Source organism: Gimibacter soli, assembly GCF_028463845.1.
Lineage (GTDB): Bacteria > Pseudomonadota > Alphaproteobacteria > Sphingomonadales > Kordiimonadaceae > Gimibacter > Gimibacter soli.
On the sequence record NZ_CP116805.1, the window covers coordinates 803234 to 824253 of the forward strand.

At 62.0% G+C, this 21020-nt stretch carries 19 protein-coding genes; 7 read left to right on the forward strand and 12 right to left on the reverse strand.

Annotated elements, in window-relative coordinates; translation table 11 throughout:
- Both PH603_RS03840 and PH603_RS03845 read right to left on the reverse strand, forming a co-directional pair.
- Positions 1-1794 (reverse strand): acyl-CoA dehydrogenase C-terminal domain-containing protein, encoded by a 1794-nt coding sequence (locus PH603_RS03840; RefSeq protein ID WP_289504620.1) that lies wholly within the window; start codon positions 1792-1794, stop codon positions 1-3.
- A gap of 66 nt (positions 1795-1860) precedes the next feature.
- Positions 1861-2301, reverse strand: coding sequence for a MerR family transcriptional regulator (locus PH603_RS03845; RefSeq protein WP_289504621.1), 441 nt, complete (start codon positions 2299-2301; stop codon positions 1861-1863).
- Between the two features lie 184 nt (positions 2302-2485).
- Between PH603_RS03845 and PH603_RS03850 the strand changes: the two genes are divergently transcribed.
- Positions 2486-2851 (forward strand): Mpo1-like protein, encoded by a 366-nt coding sequence (locus PH603_RS03850; protein ID WP_289504622.1) that lies wholly within the window; start codon positions 2486-2488, stop codon positions 2849-2851.
- Between the two features lie 96 nt (positions 2852-2947).
- Positions 2948-4108, forward strand: coding sequence for a PQQ-dependent sugar dehydrogenase (locus PH603_RS03855; protein WP_289504623.1), 1161 nt, complete (start codon positions 2948-2950; stop codon positions 4106-4108).
- On the opposite strand, the gene PH603_RS03860 is transcribed toward PH603_RS03855, so the two are convergent.
- Positions 4074-4922, reverse strand: a complete 849-nt coding sequence (locus PH603_RS03860; protein WP_289504624.1) for a hypothetical protein — start codon at positions 4920-4922, stop codon at positions 4074-4076. The two genes, PH603_RS03855 and PH603_RS03860, sit on opposite strands and share 35 nt — an antisense overlap.
- 190 nt (positions 4923-5112) lie before the next feature.
- Here PH603_RS03860 and PH603_RS03865 point away from each other — a divergent pair, with 190 nt between their 5' ends.
- Positions 5113-7017, forward strand: a complete 1905-nt coding sequence (locus PH603_RS03865; protein WP_289504625.1) for an ankyrin repeat domain-containing protein — start codon at positions 5113-5115, stop codon at positions 7015-7017.
- A gap of 54 nt (positions 7018-7071) precedes the next feature.
- Here the strand turns inward: PH603_RS03865 and PH603_RS03870 are convergent, their stop codons facing one another.
- The gene (locus PH603_RS03870) at positions 7072-8622 is read right to left on the reverse strand and encodes a hypothetical protein (RefSeq protein ID WP_289504626.1); all 1551 of its coding nucleotides are present in this window, start codon (positions 8620-8622) and stop codon (positions 7072-7074) included.
- Between the two features lie 213 nt (positions 8623-8835).
- On the opposite strand from PH603_RS03870, the gene PH603_RS03875 reads away from it, so the two are divergent.
- Complete coding sequence (locus PH603_RS03875; RefSeq protein ID WP_289504627.1) at positions 8836-9777, forward strand: sulfite exporter TauE/SafE family protein; 942 nt, start codon at positions 8836-8838, stop codon at positions 9775-9777.
- Positions 9774-10523: a TIGR02186 family protein gene (locus tag PH603_RS03880; RefSeq protein WP_289504628.1), complete on the forward strand. Its 750-nt coding sequence runs from the start codon at positions 9774-9776 to the stop codon at positions 10521-10523. The genes PH603_RS03875 and PH603_RS03880 overlap by 4 nt, the downstream gene beginning before the upstream one ends.
- Here the strand turns inward: PH603_RS03880 and PH603_RS03885 are convergent.
- The 4 genes from PH603_RS03885 to PH603_RS03900 form a co-directional block, all read right to left on the reverse strand.
- Positions 10520-10756 (reverse strand): sulfurtransferase TusA family protein, encoded by a 237-nt coding sequence (locus PH603_RS03885; protein ID WP_289504629.1) that lies wholly within the window; start codon positions 10754-10756, stop codon positions 10520-10522. The genes PH603_RS03880 and PH603_RS03885 overlap by 4 nt on opposite strands.
- A gap of 223 nt (positions 10757-10979) precedes the next feature.
- Positions 10980-11204, reverse strand: coding sequence for a hypothetical protein (locus tag PH603_RS03890; protein ID WP_289504630.1), 225 nt, complete (start codon positions 11202-11204; stop codon positions 10980-10982).
- Between the two features lie 179 nt (positions 11205-11383).
- Positions 11384-12058 carry a dethiobiotin synthase gene (gene bioD, locus PH603_RS03895; protein WP_289504631.1) on the reverse strand — a complete coding sequence of 225 codons (675 nt, stop codon included), beginning with the start codon at positions 12056-12058 and terminating at the stop codon, positions 11384-11386.
- Complete coding sequence (locus PH603_RS03900; RefSeq protein WP_289504632.1) at positions 12055-13242, reverse strand: aminotransferase class I/II-fold pyridoxal phosphate-dependent enzyme; 1188 nt, start codon at positions 13240-13242, stop codon at positions 12055-12057. The genes bioD and PH603_RS03900 overlap by 4 nt, the downstream gene beginning before the upstream one ends.
- 113 nt (positions 13243-13355) lie before the next feature.
- Between PH603_RS03900 and bioB the strand changes: the two genes are divergently transcribed.
- Positions 13356-14336 carry a biotin synthase BioB gene (gene bioB, locus PH603_RS03905; RefSeq protein ID WP_353507363.1) on the forward strand — a complete coding sequence of 327 codons (981 nt, stop codon included), beginning with the start codon at positions 13356-13358 and terminating at the stop codon, positions 14334-14336.
- Position 14337: 1 nt separating this feature from the next.
- Positions 14338-15594: an adenosylmethionine--8-amino-7-oxononanoate transaminase gene (locus PH603_RS03910; protein WP_289504633.1), complete on the forward strand. Its 1257-nt coding sequence runs from the start codon at positions 14338-14340 to the stop codon at positions 15592-15594.
- Here the strand turns inward: PH603_RS03910 and PH603_RS03915 are convergent.
- From PH603_RS03915 to PH603_RS03930, 4 genes are all read right to left on the reverse strand, one after another.
- On the reverse strand, positions 15591-16685 hold the full coding sequence (locus tag PH603_RS03915) for an acyltransferase family protein (protein WP_289504634.1): 1095 nt from the start codon (positions 16683-16685) through the stop codon (positions 15591-15593). The two genes, PH603_RS03910 and PH603_RS03915, sit on opposite strands and share 4 nt — an antisense overlap.
- 133 nt (positions 16686-16818) lie before the next feature.
- Positions 16819-17541: a Bax inhibitor-1/YccA family protein gene (locus PH603_RS03920; RefSeq protein ID WP_289504635.1), complete on the reverse strand. Its 723-nt coding sequence runs from the start codon at positions 17539-17541 to the stop codon at positions 16819-16821.
- A gap of 99 nt (positions 17542-17640) precedes the next feature.
- Positions 17641-20172: an ABC transporter permease gene (locus PH603_RS03925; RefSeq protein WP_289504636.1), complete on the reverse strand. Its 2532-nt coding sequence runs from the start codon at positions 20170-20172 to the stop codon at positions 17641-17643.
- On the reverse strand, positions 20169-20912 hold the full coding sequence (locus PH603_RS03930) for an ABC transporter ATP-binding protein (protein ID WP_289504637.1): 744 nt from the start codon (positions 20910-20912) through the stop codon (positions 20169-20171). The genes PH603_RS03925 and PH603_RS03930 overlap by 4 nt, the downstream gene beginning before the upstream one ends.
- Positions 20913-21020 lie beyond the last annotated feature (108 nt).

Below are 21020 nucleotides of genomic sequence, written 5' to 3' on the forward strand. Positions count from 1 at the left end.
TCAGAACGCTTCGGCGGCGAGCGCCATCAATTCTTCCGACCCGGACTCGATTTCGGCCAGAAGCGCACGGGTTTCGGTCATGCGGCGCTTGATGTAATAGCGTGCGGTGACCAGCTTGTTCTCATGGAAGGTGGGGTCGTCCGTACCGTCTTCAAGGGCGGTTTTTGAGACCCGCGCCATCTTGAGCCACATATAGCCCAGAATGACATGACCAGCGAGGTGCATGTAGGGCGTGGAGGCAGCACCGGCATTGTCCGGGTTCGCCATCGCATTCTGCATCAGCCACAGGGTGGCGCGCTGCCAGCTGGCGAGCGCCTTTTCCATCGGCTCGATGATATCATCAAGGCCGCCGGCGGTTTTGTTGGCGGCGATTTCCTCGCCGATCAGTTTGAACAGCATCTGGATGGCCTTGCCACCTTTGGAGGGCAGCTTGCGGCCCACAAGGTCCAGCGCCTGGATGCCGTTGGCGCCTTCGTAAATCTGGCTGATGCGGGCATCGCGCACGAACTGTTCCATGCCCCATTCAGCCACATAGCCATGACCGCCGAACACCTGCTGGCAGGCCACGGACGATTCAAAGCCGCGGTCGGTGAAGACACCCTTGATGATGGGGGTCAGGAGACCGACCAGATCTTCGGCTTCGTCGCGCTCTTCCTCGGTCGGTGCATTATGCGACTGGTCCACCAGAAGGGCGGCCCAAAGCGCGATGCCGCGGGCGGCTTCGGCGAAGGAACGGGCGTTCATCAGGTTGCGGCGCACGTCGGCGTGCACGATGATCGGGTCGGCCGGCTTGTCCGGGAACTGCGGGCCCTTAAGGCTGCGGCCCTGCAGACGGTCTTTCGCGTAGGCCACGGCATTCTGGTAGGCGACCTCGGCATGGCCAAGGCCTTCCACACCCACACCAAGGCGGGCGGCGTTCATCATGATGAACATGGAGCGGAGGCCCTTGTTCGGTTCGCCGATCAGGTAGCCGGTCGCTTCGTCATAGTTCATCACGCAGGTCGAGTTGGCGTGGATGCCCATCTTGTGCTCGAGCGAGCCGCAGATGACGCCGTTGCGTTCGCCAAGGCTGCCGTCTTCCTTCACAAGGAATTTGGGCACGATGAAGAGCGAGATGCCTTTGGTGCCTTTGGGGGCATCGGGCAGGCGCGCGAGCACCAGGTGGATGATATTGTCGCTCATGTCATGTTCGCCGGCCGAGATGAAAATCTTGGTGCCGGTGATCTTGTAGGTGCCGTCGGCCTGCGGGTCGGCCTTGGTGCGCAGCATGCCGAGGTCGGTGCCGCAATGCGGCTCGGTCAGGTTCATGGTGCCGGTCCAGAGGCCTTCCACCATCTTCGGCAGATAGGTCTCTTTCTGCTCCTGCGTGCCGTCGATGCGGATCGCCGCCATGGCGCCGTTGGAGAGGCCGGGATACATGGCGAACGAGTGGTTGGCGCCAACCATCATTTCCTCAAGGCAGATGCCGAGGACGTGGGGCAAGCCCTGCCCGCCAAACTCGGGGTCGGCGGTGAGGCCGGCCCAGCCGCCTTCCACATATTTGGCGTAAGCTTCCTTGAAGCCTTTCGGCGTCGTCACGTCGCCATTGTCGGCGCGGATACAGCCTTCCTGATCGCCCGAAAGATTGAGGGGCTGAAGTTCGCGTTCGGCGAACTTGGCGGCTTCCTCGAGGATGGCCGAAACCAGGTCCGGCGTCGCATCCGCGTAGCCCGGCAGGTTCGAATAGTTGCCGACCTGCAGAACGTCGTTCAGCAGGAACATCATGTCTTTGACGGGGGCCTTGTAGCTTGGCATGGCTCTTTCCTCAGGGTCTGGTCAGTCTGTTTCGGTTCTGGAGAGGGTATCGCGGGCGGCTTTCACTCAGCCGTCCCATGGATTTCGAAGCTGCGGCGGCTCGCCCGTGTCCTTGAGGACCCATCGGCCGCCGGGGGCAGACACCAGATTTTCAAGCGTGTCGCAAAATCCGGTCAGTTCGGTGATCGTCTCGTCGATATCTGCGCGCTGGGCCTCGAGGGCGGCGATCCGCTCCCGGCATTTGGCAAGGGTCACCTGCCGCTGGGTCTCGCGCCCGTCCCCCAATTCGTAAAGCTGTAGCATATCGGCAATTTCGGAGAGGGAGAAGCCAACCCGGCGGCCGCGCAGGATCCACGCGATCCGCACACGGTCGGCAGCTGAATAGGTGCGGTTCTGGCCAACGCGCGCCGGCGCCACGAGGCCTTGTTCCTCGTAGTGCCGCAGCGTGCGGGCGGTGATACCGAACTCCGCAGCCAGATCCTTGATACTGTAGGCAAGCTCGCCCATGGGGCCTTCAATTCCCTTTCCCATCCGGCAGTGACGCTACTTTACGTTAACGTAAACGTCAACACGCGACGCAGGCGATTGCCTTGGGGCTTGAATAGGCTTATGTTTTTAGACGGGAGAGTTTGATAATCCGCGAGGCGCGGCGATGAAAACCGCGCGACTCGGACACCAAGGAGGGGTTTCGATGAGCAGCAACCGGTTCACGTCATTCAAGGAATTTTTCCCTTATTATCTGGCCGAGCATTCGGTGCCGACCTGCAGGGCGCTGCATTATACGGGCACGCTTCTTGGCACCGGCGTGGCGCTTTATGCGCTTGTCACCATGCAGTGGTGGATGCTGCTTCTGTATCCGCTGATCGGCTATGGCTTCGCCTGGGTCGGCCACTTTTTCATCGAACATAACAAGCCCGCCACCTTCACCTATCCGGGCTGGAGCTGGATGGGCGACTACAAGATGCTGTGGCTGTGGATGACCGGCCGCCTGAAACCCGCGCTTGAAGAAGCCGACAAGCTTTACGCGGGCGGCACCGGGGCCGTGAACCGGGTCTGACGTCGCTTCACCGCGCGACTGCAGCGGTCTGTCGCCAAACTGTCGTCTCCTTTGCGCCGCCGTGCGAGCGTCCTGCCTGTGGCAAAGGGGGCATTTATGCACGGATCGGTGAAAACAAGGGCTTTCAGTGGTGTGCTTGCGGCGTTGGTGTGGTTTGCTGCGCCAGCAGAGGCGGCTTGGGCGGCGGATTCCGAACCGATCGTCAGCGAGGCGGCAACTTTCAAACTGGAAACCGTCGCAGAGGGGCTCGAGGTCCCCTGGAGCTTCGCTTTCCTGCCCGATGGCCGCGCCCTGATTGGCGAGCGCGAGGTCGGACGGCTCAGTATTCTTGACCTGACGAGTGGCACACGGGAGCCCGTTGAAGGGCTGCCGGACATGCTTCGCGATGGTTCCATCAGTGCCGGGCTTTTTGACATTGTGCCGCATCCCGATTTTGCCACCAACCGGCAGATATATCTGGTGCATGCGGTGGGCAGCATCGAGGCAAGCGGCCTTGCCATTACGCGTGCTGAACTGGAAAACGACAAGCTTGTCCACTTGCAGCAACTATTTGAAACCGGGCCTCGTCTGGCGGGGAAGTGGCACTTCGGCGGGCGGCTGGTGCTGCAGGGTGGCTATATGTTCCTGACCACGGGGGACGGTTACGAGTTCAAGGCGCTGTCACAAGACCTGTCGACCCATGCGGGCAAGATCATCCGGCTTCATGATGACGGCAAGGTGCCAACCGACAATCCTTTCGTGGGCAAGCCCGATGCTCGCCCGGAAATCTGGGCCTACGGGCTGCGCAATCCCCAATCCATGACGCTTCAGCCGGCGACGGGCGCCTTGTGGACGGTTGAGCATGGTCCACAGGGTGGTGACGAGGTGAATGTCATCAAGCCCGGCCGCAATTATGGATGGCCCGTTATCACATATGGCGAGGAATATGGCGGTGGTCCCATCGGTGATGGCATCACCCACAAGGAAGGGATGGAACAACCGCTATATTATTGGCGGCCCTCAATCGCGCCGAGCGGTGCCACATTCTACACCGGGGCCAGCTTCCCGGGTTGGCAGGGCAGCCTGTTCGTCGGGGCACTGGCGCAGACCCACCTCAACCGCCTTGTCGTCGAAGATGGCCGCGTGATCCACGAGGAGCGTTTGCTGGCAGATCAGGGATGGCGCGTACGCTTCGTGGTCGAAGGACCTGACGGATGCCTTTACATCGGCAACGATGATGGACTTATCGTTCGCCTGCGCGCTGCGGCGAATGACTGACCGGGTGATTTGCGGTCGCATCGACACCATAGCGCTGGAGCAGCTTTGACCATTCCGGGCTTTCCGTGAGTGTCCTGAGGCGCGCCTCAAGGTCGGGCCGCGTGGGCGGGATCATGGCTTGCAGCATATAGCTGGAAAGCGGGGTGGTGACTTCCTGCACATATTGCAGTTCGGTGGCGATATCCGCCCGGTGCCGACGAGCAAAGCTGATGGTTGAACGCATGATGTAGGTAAATTCCGCCCGGTCGGAAAGTACGCGTTTCAGCAGGGCATGTGTGCCCTCGCCGTCCTGCCGGGCAACGAGGCCTTCTGTCACCATACGATCCAGCGGTGGTGGCAGGCGGTGCCCGCGGGTAGCCGCAATTGTCAGCCCCGTGAAACTGGAAGGCCGCGATGGATCGACCATGATCCCCGGCTTCGCCAGAAGAATGTTGGCATCGGGATACAGATCCACCCACCGGAACCGGGTGTCGGCATCCTCACCCCATCCCCATGCAGGTGTGGCCCAGAGGACGATCCAGCCATCTTCACATGAGACGCCTTCAGCCGGGCAATTTCCGGATATCCAGCTTTCGAGATTGCGATTCAGCCGTACCCGCGAAAGGACAACAGCTTCGTAGCTCAGGCCGTCGTTTTCTGCGGCCTGAAGCATCGTTGTTACGTCGGCAGTGAGGCCCGGAAGCCCCGGCAGGTCCTGCAAGACATTGAAGGGCGGCTGCTCGTGATAATCGAGAATCCGGACGATTTCAGCCCTCGCGGCAGAGGCAGCAAACAAAAGCAGGAACACAGCGAAGATCGTCGATTCTTTTCTCATAGTCCGTTTTGTCGCTGTTGCCTGATTGCGGGTCAGGGTTGGTCTTTACGGGTCGGGAGTCAAGATAAGGCGACAGTTTGAACCATAGGGCTGTGAAAATGCCTTAAATCTTCCCATTCATTGACATGAATCCGCCCTTTCAGGTAGCCATAATACAAGCATTGATCGCATTTTGCGTTGGAGCTTTCCCATGCGCATTCCGCCTATCTCCCTTGTATTGCTGGCGCTTGTTGCCGGCTGCGCGTCGATGCCGACGCACCAGCTGCCGGGCGTTGAACCCTCGGCACCGTCCCTTCTTGTCGGCGAGGAACTACCGGTTTGCCAGGCGTTCGTTCGCTCCTGGCAGACGGTCCATGCCGGGCCGGGGCTCGCTGAAGAATGGGACTTCGATCCACGCCAGATATTCGGTGACGCCAGTGTCACCTCTGTGCCGGATGCCCGGAAAGAGAATGTTCGGAGTACGCTGTATGGTGTTTCACGGACATTCCCGATCGACTTTGACGGCGATGGTGACATGGAAATCATCCATATGCAGGGTGAATCCTATGGCTGGCGGCTTCGCGGAGCCAATTTTCTGCTGTTCGAGGACTGGCCCACATTCTGGGCGACAGCTGAGGAGCGGGGAACGCTTCATTACAAGTTCCGGGACCGGGTGAGGAAAACCTATCGCGGCAGGGGAACGGGCCTGAGGCCCGAGGAAAAGGCTGAAATCGAGCGTCAGGGTGTTTGGGCCAACGGGCTTGAAATATATCCACCTAAAGAAAAGCGCGAATTTGTCCAGAATCTGCTGAGCCTGCGCGGGGCCGAACGTGCTGTGCTGATCAATGATAATGGCGTCTTATACACTATGAGCGCGCCTTACATGGGCTTCAGTCACCGTTACAATCTCTCCGAACTTCATCGGTTGAACGGTGCCGATGGGCCGATGCTTGCCTGCAGGGTTCAGGTGCTGCCGACCTATGAAAGCCTCGCTGCGTTCAAGGAGCAGTCGGCCTTCTACCATATCCTCAGTCGCATGTATGCGGCGGGAAGCGGCAGTGCATGTCAGGGGTCGATGGGCTGGACGGCGCAGCCGCTGGAGCATCCTTTCCTGATGGCGTTTCACCGGCCGCAGGCGATGCAGGCAGAACATGAACGAGAGAATGACAAGGTGGAAAGCCTTCGGCCTGACGTGCGCCAGATGCTGCTGATGACATGGGGTGCATCGGACCCGCAAAGCTGGCAGGTATATCTGAGGCTGAAAGATGCCAGCGCCGAATTCATCGCGCAGCTGGCAGCATACTACAGGCAGCATTTCCCAGCTCTCGCGGAGGGGGCAGAAGGCCACGCGGCAGAGGCCTACAGGCTGATCATCGACAGCCTGATCTATAATCCCGCAAGGATTGACGGCGCTGACTACAAGTTGCTCGGCAACAAGGCCATTCCGGCGCAGGGCGTGCGGGACGACGACAGTCCGGCCGCAATCGCACGTGCCTTCAATCACTATTACCGGACGGAACGAGGTGGCTCCAGTTCACCTGCGGCGATTGCGGCAGCGCTTTACACAAGGCAGGATGTAAAGGAAATCGAGGTGCTGGTGAAGGCAATGCGCCAAAGGTGGCTCCTGTCCGCACAGGAGAACGCACGTCGCCGCAACGAACCCGAGCCGACCGAGCTGCTGCCCTTGCCATCGGAAATTGTGCTCGCGAGTCTCGGCGACGTCGTGTTGATGGATCTGATCGCCCGCGAGGGGGGTGATTTCAAGGCACCGACCAATCATTTCGGCAAAACACCGCTGATGTATGCCGCGCAGGCAGACGATGCGGTTTCAGTGCGCTATCTGATCGCGGCGGACGCCGATATCAACGCGCGCACGAAGAGCACCGACCGCTGCAACGCCCTCAGGCAGGATCACCGTTCGGCCTTGATGTATGCCGCAGAAAACGCGGGAGAAGAGGTCATTCGTCTTCTTGTCGGGGCGGGCGCAGATACAAGCGTGAAGGATAGCCAGGGCAACGGTTTGCAGTGGTATCTCGCCCGTAACCAGATACTGGGGGATGCAGCCAAGGCCCGGATGGCTGCTGTGTTGGGGCCACCGCAGCCGCTCAGTCGTTGATCGCTGTTTCCTGCATTTTCTGCGCATCAACGTGGGCTGCGGAAAACGCGTGTCTTAGTGTTTGTTCTTGCCCCAGGCCCAGTCTTTCTGCTGGGTGAAAAAAGGTACGACTGGTGCGAAGCGCGTGTCGGGACTGGCGCTGCGCCAAGCTTGCCATAATGCGACCTGGTCGGCGAAGAAGAAGCAGAAGCGTTCCGGGTCAGCCAGCGATCGCCGCATGTGGAAATATAGTGCTTGCGCGGTAAAACGCGCAAAGTCCCGGCCTGCTGCCGTGGCATTGACGCTGAAATTGCCTGCGGAGATCGCCTCCCATGGTAGCCGCATCGGGCGCCGGGCCTTGCCCAGAACCCCGGCCACCAGCTGCACATCGGCTTCCTCCGGAGCGGAGAAGCAAGGCGCTTGCATCAACTGTCCATCGATATCTGCTACCGCGATGCGGGCGTAATGATCCAGATACCGGTGCAGGAACAGATAGCGGGCCCCGGCGAAATACCCGGTGCGGGCGTCGCGCTGCCAGCCGGACATGTCCACCGGATCGACGGTGATCCTGATCTCCATCCCTGCATGTTGTGCCAGCAGCTTTTCATCCGGCCGAAAGCCAACACAATGAAGGTGAAGGCAGGTCCGGCCCAGAACCCTTTCTGCCGAGGCAAGAAAGGTTTCTCCGTACCGCCTGAAATATTTCTCGTCTGTGGAAACCAGTACTGCGTCTTGTTCGGGTATCGCCCGGACCGGGGGCGTTTCGCAGGCCAGCCACAAATCGTCCGGCAGGGCAGCGGCCGCCAGGGTGGTCGGGGCAACCAGCATCCGGTGCGGCTGGAAGATGCCGATGCAACACCCTTGTGAAGAGGCAGCATCGGCAAAGGCTGCTTCGGCAGCGATCAGGTCCCCGGCTGACTGCGCGGCGATCGCACGGTGAAGCGGGATTGTGGTGTTGGTGGCAATGCGTTGTATCCGGCCTTGGATCCATGCCTGCAGTGTGGCAAGGCTTTCCCGGGCTCTGCGACGCAAGGCAGGGCGACTGGGCCTGCCGTGACCTGTAATATAGGGCAACAGGCGCCGATAACGGGCGAGCAAGGCAAAGTCGGCGACGGTGGAAACCTGGTGGGGCAGCAATAGCTGGCGGTCTGGACTGGCCAGCATGCGGCACGCAGTTTGTTCAAGTGGCCGCCACAATCGCATGACCCGGAGTTGCCAAGCCAACTCATATTGGAGTTGCAGGTCGAGTTTCGAGGTATGCAGAATTCGAAGTCGAGCAATAAGTGGGGCTGACCAGTCGGCTTCATACAGCCGAATTGCGACCCCCACTGCACATACAACTACCTCTAGCGGGGCTTCGGGCGTGCAGAAGCGGGCGACGAGCTGGCGTGCGATCTCGCCGACGTTCTCCTCTCCCTGATACCTTGCACTCCAGTTCGGGTAGGGAGGTCCAACCGTCACCCGTGCACCGACATCATCTGATTCGACGACGTGAAATTCCCGAAGCAGGGTTGTCAGGGCTTCCGGATCACTGATCGTGGCTGCCCGATGGAGGGCTGAACTGCAGGTATTGGCGTCGGTTGAGGACAGAGACATAAGCAAGCCCGTTTGAGTAGGGTCCGGCATAACATGCCTTCTGATTGTATGTCGAGGCACGTTCTTGGCGAGTAGCTGGAAACGAAGCAGGCCCCGGAGCGTGGCATGGAGGCCGCAGGATGTGCGAAAAGCTGGCCGGGCGGCCCGCAACCGTTTGCATCCGCGCGGTTTTTTCGGTAGGACAGAAGGACGATCCCGTTCTACCCGGCGGCCGCGATCCGGTCGCTACGCGCAGGGTCCCCGATGCCGCTTTATCTGCCCATCGCCGAGCTTTCGATGAACATCTTCCTCGTGGTTTCCATGGGGGGTGCTGTCGGCTTTCTGTCGGGCATGTTCGGGGTCGGTGGCGGCTTCCTGATGACCCCATTGCTGATGTTCGCCGGCGTGCCGCCAACCGTGGCGGTGGCAACAGGTGCGAACCAGTTAACGGCGGCGAGCGTGTCGGGTGCGATGGCGCACTGGCGGCGCGGCGGGGTTGACCTCAAGATGGGGCTGGTGCTGACGGCCGGTGGCGCGGTCGGCGCCTTTGTCGGCGCTTTCCTCTTCAAGCTTTTGCGCGCGGCCGGGCAAGTGGACCTGATGATCTCGCTTGCCTATGTCCTGTTCCTTGGCGCGGTTGGCGGGCTGATGTTTGTGGAAAGCGTGCGGGCGATCCTGCGCGCGCGGGCCGGCACCCCGCCCCCGATGAAGCCGCGCGAGGAACGCCACAAGGCCTGGATCCACAAACTGCCGTGGAAGATGCGGTTCAAGAAATCGCGGCTTTATATCTCGGCCCTTCTGCCGATCGGGATCGGCTTTCTGGTCGGTATCCTGTCCTCGATCATGGGGGTGGGCGGCGGCTTCATCATGGTGCCGGCGATGATCTATCTCCTTGGCATGCCGACGGGCGTGGTGATCGGCACCTCGCTTTTCCAGATCATTTTCGTGACAGCGCTGACCACCATCTTCCATTCGGTGAATACGCAAACGGTGGATATCCCGCTTGCCATCCTCCTGCTGATCGGTGCGGTGACAGGGGCGCAGATCGGCGCCAAGGTCGGCATGCGGCTGAAGCCCGAACAGATGCGGGCGCTGCTGGCGCTTATCGTGCTGCTCGTGGGCCTGCGCATGGCGGTCGATCTGGTGATCGAACCCGATGAGCTTTACAGCATCAGCGATATGGACGGTGCGGAGGAGCGGCCATGAAACGCTGGCTCACGCTCCTCGCCCTTCTCGCTTTCAGCGCGCCGGCATCCGCGCTGGTGACCGATATTTCGGAGCGGCGGATCGAAATCCGCTACAGCTTCAACGGCGCCGATCTCATCCTCTTTGGCGCTGTCGGCTCCACGGTGCTCGGCTCGGATACCTCCGGCATCGATATCGTCGTTGTGGTGCGCGGGCCCGAAGCCCCCACCAAGCTCCGCCGCAAGGATCGGGTTGCCGGCATATGGGTGAACCATGCCTCGCTGACCCTGCCGTCTGCCCCCGGCTATTATGCCGTGGCGGCCAACCGGCACTTGGCGGACATCGCCACCCCTGACCTGTTCACGGCCTCCGGCATCGGTTTTTCAAACCTGCGGCTCGCCTACAAGGGCGGTCCGGGGAAGGCTGAAATGGCACCTGATTTCATGAGCGCCCTGAAGCGCCTGCGGGCTGAGGACGGGCTCCTGAGGGAAGAACTGGACGCCGTGAAGATCATCGGCGAAGGGCTGTTTCGCACCAATGTGCGCCTGCCTGCCAATGCGCCCGTTGGCCAGTATCAGGTGGATGCCTTTGTCTTTCAGGACGGGCAACTGCAAGCCCGCAACCGCATCGACATGACGGTCGACAAGGAAGGCTTCGAACGCGCGGTTTATAGCTTCGCGCACGAATGGCCTTTCTTTTACGGGCTTACCGCTGTGCTGATCGCCCTGATGGCAGGGTGGGTCGCCGCGCTTGTCGGGCGGCGCTAGCCGGCGCTTTCGCCCGCGCCCTTTTCAATATCGAAATGGTAGATGCCGTCCTTCACCTCGGCCATCAGTAGCCGATGGCCGGCGATGGTGCAAAAAGCCGGGATGTCGTTCGCCGTCGCCGGATCGGAAGCGGTCAGGTGGAGCCTGTCGCCGGGCTTCAGGTCGTCAAGCGCGCGCCGCAGCCGCAGTACCGGCATCGGGCACTTCAATCCTCGCGTATCAAGTCCGTGCATTATCTTTATCTGGTCCAATCGTCCTCGTCCCTTCAGCTTAGACCCCGAAAGGTCAACAGGGGATTAATAGGCGCGGACAGATGAAGCGGAGATGAAGGGCGTTTATGCACGCCAGAAAAGGAAGAGGCCGGCATGGGTCGTGCCGGCCTCAAGGACAGGGTCATGCGGGTTCGGGTGCTGAGTGACGCCCCTGTCCAAACGGGTTGATCGGAAAACGCGAAGCCTAGTGCAGGACGGCTTCTTCGCCGACGATGGCTTCGGTGGCCTTGGCATTCAGATGCTCGTGGATCGAAAGCCAGATATCGAAACCTTCGTCGTCGCCCAGCGCCTTCATCTTCTGCAGGGCCTGATCGGACATGAAGAAGGCATGGCTGCCGAAGTTCTTGAGGAGGTTTTCAGCCACGATGCCGTAATAGATGTTCGGGTCGAAAGGCAGGGGCTGTTGCATCGTGCGTCTCCTCATGGGCGGTTGGATCGTGCCGATAGAGGAGCAACAGGCGTGCCAACTTGGCACACGGCAGAAACGCTGGATCGTTCGCGGGTCGGTACAAACCGGATTGTCAAAATCTGCCGGGCGGGCGGCAAGGATGGCGGGGCAAAGCTTGCCTTGTAGCCGGGGACCGTCCCTCAGCTGAGGAGATGGGTCAGGTCCGGCGCGTGCGTCCAGGGCTTGTCGCCCTTGAGGCGCGGCAGGGCCATCACCGGCAGGCGCACAAGCTTCGAAAGCGCTTCGGCGCTTTCGTAAAGGTCCGGATGGCCTTCACCCGCACTTTCGCTCATCACGATGGCTTTTACCGCAAGGCCGCGGGTTGCCATGGCCTCAAGCGTGGCGATCGAGTGCGACAGGGTGCCGAGATAGCTGCCGGTGACCATCAGGCTCGGCAGTTTCAGGTCAGCGATCCAGTCAGCGACAAGGGTGCGACCGGAAAGCGGTACGAAGGCCCCGCCGACGCCTTCGATGAGCCGGATGCCATCCAGCGCGAGGAAGCCGCTGCACACCTTCAGGAGGTCGCCATAATCAAGCGTGCGGCCCTCGGCTGCTGCGGCCATCGTGGGCGCGAGCGGCGCTTTGTAGCGGAAGGGCGACAGCGCATTCAGGGTATCAAGGCTGGCGGGCAGGCCGAGCGCATCAGCGATGATGCCGCTGTCGCTTGTGGCCCAGTCATCATCCGTGATGCCGCTGATGATGGGCTTCAGGGCACGGACCTTTTCACCCGCAGCGCCAAGCTGATGGCAAATCGCTGCGGTCACCAGCGTCTTGCCGATCTCCGTGCCTGTGGACGTGATGAAAAAGGCGCTCATTCGGCGGCCTTTGTGAGCGCGGAGAGCCCAAGCGCGCGAACGGCGGCGATCAGCCCCGTCACGTCCTCGTCCCTATGGCTTGCCGAGAAGCAGAAGCGCAGCCGCGAGGTGCCCTCTGGCACGGTCGGCGGGCGGAAGGCCGTGACCTTGTAGCCGGCCTCGGCAAGGGCTGCAGACGCTGCCATGGCATCCGCCTCGGCGCCGATGACCAGCGGCACGATGGGCGTTTCGGGTGCGGGCAAGCCGAGTGCTTCGGTGAAGCGACGGGCCAGCATCACGGGGCGGGCGACCATCTCGGCGTCCGCTTCGATCAGCTCCAGTGCCTTCAGCGCGGCGGCGACCGTACCGGGCGGCAGGCCGGTGGTGTAAACCAGCGAGCGGGCACGGGTCTTCATCAGGTCGATAACCACGCGGCTCGCGGCCAGATAGCCGCCATAGCCGCCGATGGCTTTGGAAAGCGTACCCATCTGTAGGTGCACAAGGCCTTCAGCGCCCATCGCCGCCACGGCACCACGGCCAGCGCCGATAGTGCCAAGCCCGTGGGCGTCGTCGCTCATCAGCCACACATCATGGCTGGCGCAAAGCTCGCCGAGCGCCTTGAGGGGGGCGATATCGCCGTCCATCGAGTAAACGCCGTCTACCACCATCAGGGCGCGGTCGAACCGGCTGCGCTCGGCGTCAAGGATTTCCGCGGCGTGGGCCACGTCATTGTGGCGGAAGAAGCGGACAGTGGCGCCCGAAAGCTTCAGCCCCGCATGGATCGAGGTATGGATCAGTTCGTCCGCGAGGATGACGTCAGATTTGCCCACGAGCGCCGGGATGATGCCGCTGTTGGCGAGATAGCCGGAGCCGAAAACGATGGCGGCTTCCATGCCCTTGAAGTCAGCAATCTTGGCTTCGAGTTCGGCATAAAGCGGATGGTTGCCAGTGACGAGCCGGCTGGCGCCGGAGCCTGCGCCGTAGCGCTGCGTGGCTTCGACGGCAGCGGCCACCACAGCCGGATGCGTTGAAAGGCCCAGATAATCGTTATCCGTGAAGCTGATCATGTCGCGCCCGCCGGCAGTCAGCGCCATGGCGGGGCCGCGGGCCGCGCTTGTCAGTTCGCGGCGGCGGTTCGTGGCTTCAAGGGCCTTCAGCTTGGCGTTCGCGAAAGCATCGAGGCTGGATGTGGGCTTGTGGGTCATGCGCACCGGCTTAGGCGCTTGTCTCCGAGCCGTCAAGCACCCCCTTTTCACTTGACTATGCGCTGGCCGAGGGGCAAGGGTGCCCCGAGTTGCCGGCCTGTCGGAGACACGAGATGAATGCACCCACCCCCATCGATCCTGCAATCGCGCCCGTTCGCCACGACTGGAAGGTCGAGGAGATCGAAGCCCTGTTCGCGCTGCCCTTCATGGAACTGATGTTTCAGGCGCAAACGGTGCACCGGCTGTATCACGATCCGAACAAGGTGCAGCTTTCGCAGCTGATCTCGATCAAGACGGGCGGCTGCGCCGAGGATTGCGGCTATTGCTCGCAGTCGGCCAAGCATTCGAAAACAACTGGCCTTTCGGCCTCCAAACTTCTGGAAGTCGAGCGCGTGATTGCGGCGGCCAAAAAGGCCAAGGAAAACGGTGCCTCGCGCTATTGCATGGGTGCGGCCTGGACCAGCCCCAAAGACCGTGACATGGATACGCTTGTCGCTATGGTCGAAGGCGTGAAAGACCTTGGCATGGAAACCTGCATGACGCTTGGCATGCTTGATGACCATCAGGTTGGTGCGCTCAAAACCGCAGGCCTCGATTACTATAACCACAATGTGGATACGTCCGAGGAATTCTACGGCGAGATCATCACGACCCGCACCTATCAGGACCGCCTTGATACGCTCGAACGCGTGCGCAACGCCGGCATCAATGTGTGCTCGGGCGGCATCGTCGGCATGGGCGAAAGCATCCGCGACCGTGCCGGTATGCTGAAGACGCTCGCGAACCTGCCGAAGCATCCCGAAAGCGTGCCGATCAACATGCTCGTCGCCGTGCCCGGCACGCCGCTCGAACATGTTGAAGCGCTTGATCCGTTCGAGTTCGTGCGCACCATCGCGGTTGCCCGGATCGTGATGCCGAAATCGGAAGTTCGCCTGTCGGCCGGTCGCCAGACCATGAGCGAAGAAACGCAGGCCCTGTGTTTCCTCGCCGGTGCCAGCTCGATCTTCTACGGGGAGCAGCTCCTGACCACGGCGAACCCGGAAAACAGCCGCGACCGCAAGCTTTTCGACAAGCTCGGCCTGCAGCCCGCCTGAAATGGCAAACCCCGGCTGGTATGATGAGGGCCGCCCGCACCTGTGGCTGCCCTATACCCAGATGAAAACGGCGGTGCCGCCGCTCGCGGTAGCTGCCACCAACGGCGTGACGCTGACGCTCGCTGACGGCCGCACCCTTGTGGACGGCATCGCCAGCTGGTGGACCGCCGCCCACGGCTATAACCATCCCCACATCATCGAGGCCGTGAAGGCCCAGTATGATGTGATGCCGCACGTGATGTTCGGCGGGCTAGTACACGCGCCTGCCGCCAAGCTTGCCACGCGGCTCGCCAATCTTTTGCCCGGCGATCTGAGCAAGGTCTTCTTCGCGGAATCGGGCTCGGTGAGCGTCGAGGTCGCCATGAAAATGGCGCTGCAGTATCACCTCAATCGCGGCGAACGCCGGCCGAAATTCGTGCATTTCCGCAAGGGCTATCACGGCGACACCTTCGCGACGATGGCGGTGTGCGATCCGACCGAAGGCATGCATGCCAAGTTCGCCGGGATGCTGGCGAACCATCTGATCGCTGACCTGCCGCGCACGGCAGCAGAGGCCGAGCGTTTTGCCGACTGGCTGAAGGCGGAAGCGCATCAGGTCGCGGCGGTCATCACCGAGCCGCTCGTTCAGGGCGCGGGCGGCATGATCTTCCATGGTGGCGAGACGCTGCGCTGGCTGCGCGAGGCCTGCGATGCGGCGGGGGTTCTCCTGATCCTCGACGAGATTTTCACAGGCTTCGGACGTACGGGCGCGATGTTCGCGTGCGAAGCCGCCGGGATCGTGCCCGAAATCGTCACACTGTCGAAAGCGCTGACCGGGGGTGTCTGCCCGCTATCGGCCACCATCGCCACGGCGCGCGTGTATGAGGCCTTCCATTCGGACGAGGGCAGCCACGCGCTGATGCACGGCCCCACCTATATGGCGCATGCGGCAGCCTGCGCGGCGGCGAACGCCAGCCTCGACCTCTTTGAGCAGCATGACCGTCTGTCTCAGGCGAAGGCCATTGAAGCGCAGCTGAAGGCCGAGCTTGAACCTTGCCATACCCTCCCGGGCGTCAAGGATGTGCGCGTGATGGGCGCCATCGGCGTGGTGGAACTGGAAGCTGGCCGCAACCTTGAAGCCCTGAAGCCGAAGTTCGTGGCAGAAGGCGTGTGGATCAGGCCCTTCGGCAATATCGTCTATCTGACCCCCGCGCTCACCATCGGTGCCGATGACCTGTCGAAATTGACGGGCGCTATTTTCAGGGTCCTGTCGGCCTAGACCTTCAATATCCAGCCCTGCCGCCGCATCACGGCCACCGGCGCCCATGTCAGCACGATCACGAGTGCATAGGGAAGAAGCGAGGCCGTGCGGTCGGGCAGGATTGTGGTGCCGAGGTCATAAAGCGCCTTGGCAGCGCCGCTCGCCAACACCGGCCCCATCAGATAGGTGTGCAGCACATAGGCGGTGATCGCATTGATGCCGTAAGCATGCGGGAAGGCGATGATGGCGGGCCGCCAGCTTTTCATGTCCAGCGCCCACAGAAGCACCGCGAATACGATCAGCGTGGCGCCGGAGGTGACGGCGACGAAGCTCGAGCTCCAGATCGATTTCACGATGGGGAAGGCGAAGGACCAGGCGATGCCGAGGACGAGAAGGGCAGTGCCCGCGAGTGCCAGCCGTGCCACACGCTGCGCGTCCGCCTCGCCCGTTTTCACATAGAGCCCGGCGAGCACGCCGATCAGCGCCTGCGCGAGCGTCGGCAGTGTGCCCATCAGGCCTTCGGGGTCATAGGGCAGCGGGGCCGTCTTGGCATAGACATGGGCGCCAAGGATCAGGCGGTCCAGATAGCTTGAAAAATCCTGGCCGGGCACATGGAGGTTCGCCGCGCCCGCATCCGGCACCGGCATGAGGCACAGGCCCCAGTAGGCGACGAGCAACCCGGTAGCGGTTGCTGCGATCTGACGGGGGCTCAGCTTGATGAAAAGGATGGCCGCCAGCACGAACGTGATGCCGATCCGCTGCAGCACGCCCATGATGCGCAGGTCATCCGGCAGGCCGACGAAGCTGATGGTAAGCAGAAGCCCGATCAGAAAAAGCAGCGCCCCGCGCTTCAAAAGGCGTAAGGCCAGTTCGCCGGTCAGCCCCTCGCTTTTCGCCGACGACAGCGCGAAGGGGATCGAGGCGCCGACCATCAGGATGAAGGCGGGGAAAACGAAGTCCGCAAGCGTGAGACCAACCCAGTCGGCATGCAGGAGGATCGGGAAGGCGGGAAAGGCCCCGGCGCCGACCGCCGCGCTGTTCACCAGCACCATGCCGATGACGGTGAGGCCCCGCAACACATCAAGGCTCATCAGGCGTTGTTTTGACATCGTTGTCTCCCCCGGTTTCCGCGGAGATTATCGCATGTGATCGGGGTTGGAAAGGGGCGTTGCGCACGAGGGCTGCCACAAACAAAAAGCCCGGCCGGAGCCGGGCTTTCGCGTAGTCTTCTGTCCGCTGTTCCTATTCGCGGCTGGTGCCAACGAAGCGCAGCAGCATCAGGAACATGTTGATGAAGTCGAGATAGAGGCTGAGGGCACCCATGATAGCGCCTTTGGCCTGCAGTTCGCCGTGGCCGGCGAGCTCGAAATAGCTGTTCTTGATGCGCTGGGTATCGTAGGCGGTGAGGCCCGCGAAGATCAGCACACCGGCAACCGAGATGATGAAGTCCATCATCGTGGATTGCATGAAGAGGTTCACGAGGCTCGCCACGATCAGGCCGATCAGGCCCATGATCAGGAACGTGCCCATGCCCGACAGCGACTTCTTGGTGGTGTAGCCATAAAGGCTGAGACCACCGAAGGCGACGGCGGTGATGAAGAAGGTGCGCGCGATGCTCTCGCCCGTGTAGGCAAGGAAGATCGTCGACAGGGACAGACCCATCACACCCGCATAAGCCCAGAAGAGCATCTGCAGGGCGCTGGCCGACAGGCGGTTCACGCCGAAGGACAGCACCATCACGAAGACGAGCGGTGCGAACATCACGATATAGGCCTGCGGGCCGCCGAAGATGGCCGTCAGCAGCGTTTCGGACTGGCTGACGAGCATGGCGACGATACCGGTCAGAAGAACGCCGGAGGCCATATAGTTATAGACCTTCAGCATGTAGGCGCGAAGGCCGGCATCAAACTCGGCTGCGCCCGTGCGGGCGCCGGTCTGATAGACAGTGTCGTAACGGTTGTTCATTTTTGCTCCCCAAATATTCAAGGACCGTTTGACGGTAATATGGGGTGGGTCCGGCCCCCCTGCAAGGGAAACCGGACACACTTCATACCGATTTTCCCTCTATTCGTCGCGCAGTACCCGGTTTGGCGGCACCGCAAGCGCCCGCGAGCTGGAGATAAGGCCGAGCCCGATGGTCACCACTAGGCCCGCCGCGAGCGTGCCAAGGACAGGCGTCCACAGCAGCTGGAACTTCATGTCCCAGACACTGGTGACAACCAGCCAGCCGGCGATGCTGCCAAGCCCTAGCGCGATGGTGGCGGTGAGAAGGCCAAGAAGCAGATATTCCATCAGATAGGCCATCAGCACCTGCCGGCGGACAGCCCCCACCATCTTCAGGATCACGCTTTCATAGACCCGCTGCCGGAACCCGGCTGCGATGGCACCGGCCAGCACCAGGATACCCGCCACGATGGCGACCACTGCAGTTACCCGGATGGCGAGCCCGATATCCTTCAGCATGGCATTGACGGTGCCGAGCACCTCTTTCATGCGGATCGCGGTGACGCCCGGATAGGCGCGGGTGAGGGTGCGGTGGGCCAGTTCCTCGGCGTCGGTCGCCGCCTTCAGCGTTGCCATATAGGTATGGGGCGCGGCTTTCAGCGTATAGGGGTCAAACAGGATCACGAAGTTGAACCCGAAGGTGCCCCAGTCGATCTGGCGCAGCGAACGGACCTTCGCCGTGATGTCCCGGCCCATGATATTGATCGTGATCGTATCGCCGATCTTGAGGCCAAGCCCGATGGCTTCCTCGCGCCCGAGGCTCACTTCCGGCTCGCCCGAATATCCATCCGGCCACCAGTCGCCTTCGACAAGCGTGGAGGTATCCGGCAGGCTGTCGCCGTAGGAAAGGCCGCGGTCGCCGCGCAGGATCCATTTGAACTCGGGATCGATGACCGCTTCTTCCGCCGGTACGCCGTTCAGGGAAACCACCTTGCCGCGCAGGTTCGGCACCAGCATCACGTCCTCGACACCCGGCACACCCTTCGCCGCCGCTTCGAACGCGTCGCGCTCGTGGCTCTGGATATCCAGCATGAAGAAGGCCGGGGCTTCGGACGGCACTTCATCCTGCAGCTGTTTCGTCAGGTTGCCTTCGATGAGCGAAAGGCTCGCGAAGAGGGTGAGCCCAAGCCCCATCGACAGGATCACGGCGCTCGTGGCCGCACCCGGCCGGTGCAGGTTGGCAATCGCCAGCCGCAGCAGGGCCTTGCGCGGACGCGGGCTGTTGGCAGCGAGTTTTTCAACCAGTTTGGCAAGGCCAAGGAGCAGGGCGAACGCGACAAGGCAGGCCGCGGCAAAGCCGGCTGCCATTGTCTTGTTGCCGGCGAAACCGACGGCAAGGGCCGCGATGCCAACGCCGGCAAGTGCGATCATCAGGACATAAACGAGCCTTGGCCGTTTGCGGTCCGGTGCCACAAGGGCCCGGAACAGGCGCACCGCCGGCAGGTCCCGCGCCTGACCGAGCGGCCATGCGGTGAAAGCTGCCGTGATCAGGAAGCCGTAAAGCCCGGCTGTCAGCAGCGGTGCCGCAAACACGCCTGCATCCGGCTTCACCGGCAGGCTTTCGGGCAGGAAGTTCGCAAGGACACCCGGCAGCATCGCGCCGACCACCAGGCCGATGGCGATGGCACCGGCGGCAATCAGCATGATCTGCCACAGATAGGTCGCGAAAATGAGCCCGCCTTCGGCACCGAGGATCTTGAAGGTGGCGATGGTGCGGGTTTTCTGGTCCATATAGCCCTTGACCGCATTGCCGACGCCGACACCGCCGACGACGAGCGCCGAAAGGCCGACAAGGGTCAGGAACATACCCATCTGGTCGACAAAGCGCCGGAGGCCCGGGGCACTCGTCGTCCGGTCAATGATCCGCCAGCCGTCAGTTTCGAACTCGTCCTTGATCTCGTCCCGAAGCGCCTTCAGGTCGGTCGCGGGGGCGACCCGCAGCTTGTAAAAGTGATCGATCAGGCTGCCCGGTACCACGAGGCCCGAAGACATCAGCGCCTCATGCGAGATGATCACGCTCGGCCCCAGCTGGAAACCGAGGTTTGCTTTATCGGGCTCGCGGGTGATCATGGCGCGGATGTCGGCGGTCAGGTTGCCGATCCGCAGCCGGTCGCCGAGCTTCACGCCCAGCCGGTCGGCCACCAGCGGATCGACCGCAATACCCCAGACATCGCCGTGGCGTTCGGTGATGGTCGGCGTTTCCAGCTGCGGGGTCGTCTCCAGCCGCCCGTAGAGCGGATAAAGCGTATCGACCGCGCGAAGCTCGATAAGCGTTGCCTCGCCCGCTTCAGACCGCGCCATGGTGCGCAGCCGCGCGGACCGGCTGAGCGAGCCCTGGGTGCCTGCCCAGTTGATGAATTCGGGGCTCGCCTCCTGTTGGAAAATGCGGACCTCAAGGTCACCCCCAAGGATCGTCTGGCCCTCGCGGGCCATGCCGTCCTCGATGGCTTTGGTCAGCGAGCCGACAGCGGCAATCACCGCGACCCCAAGGGTGAGGCAGGCCGCAAAGATGCGGAATCCGCGCACGCCGCCCCGAAGTTCGCGCAGTGCGAAGCGGAGCGAAACCGGCAGCCCGGTATGTCGCGAGATCATTTGGATTTCCCGAGCTTGAGATCGCTGGAGTCGGTCTCGCCGACGGTTGCCGTGTTGCCGGTATCGTCGACAATCTTGCCGTCACGCATCGAGATGACACGGTCGCAGCGGTCGGCGAGCTTGGCATCGTGAGTGACGAGCACCAGTGTCGTACCCCGCCGCTTGGCGAGATCGAAGAGCAGGTCGATGATGGTGCGGCCGGTGGCGCTATCGAGGTTGCCGGTCGGTTCGTCACCGAAAAGGATCGGCGGTTCGCTGACAAGGGCGCGGGCGAGCGCCACGCGCTGTTGCTCGCCCCCTGAAAGCTGGGCCGGATAATGGTCCATCCGGTGGCCGAGGCCAACCGCGTCCAGCTCCTTCGCGGCGCGGTCGAACGCGTCGTTGACGCCGGCAAGTTCCAGCGGCACCGCCACATTCTCAAGCGCTGTCATCGTCGGGATCAGGTGAAACGCCTGCATCACGATGCCGACACGGGCGAGTCGGTGCCGGGCAAGCTCGTCTTCGTCCGCGCCCGAGAAGGCAAGGCCGTCGACATCGACGTCGCCGTCCGATGCCTGCTCAAGCCCTGTCATCAGGCTCATGAGCGATGATTTGCCCGAGCCCGAAGGCCCGATGATCCCGACCGTTTCGCCGCGCGAAATGGAAAAGGATATATTTTTCAAAATATTGACGGGACCTGCGCCGGATTCGAGCGTCAGGCTCACGCCAGAGAGTTGAATGATTGGGGTTCTATCAGCCATTGTCATTTTCTTTCCTCGCTGCCACCTTTACGGAAACGAACCGCCCCCGGATCGGTTCGTCCCCTATAAAAAGGCTAGGAGTGACGCCGTTGCCGGTCAATCGACTTC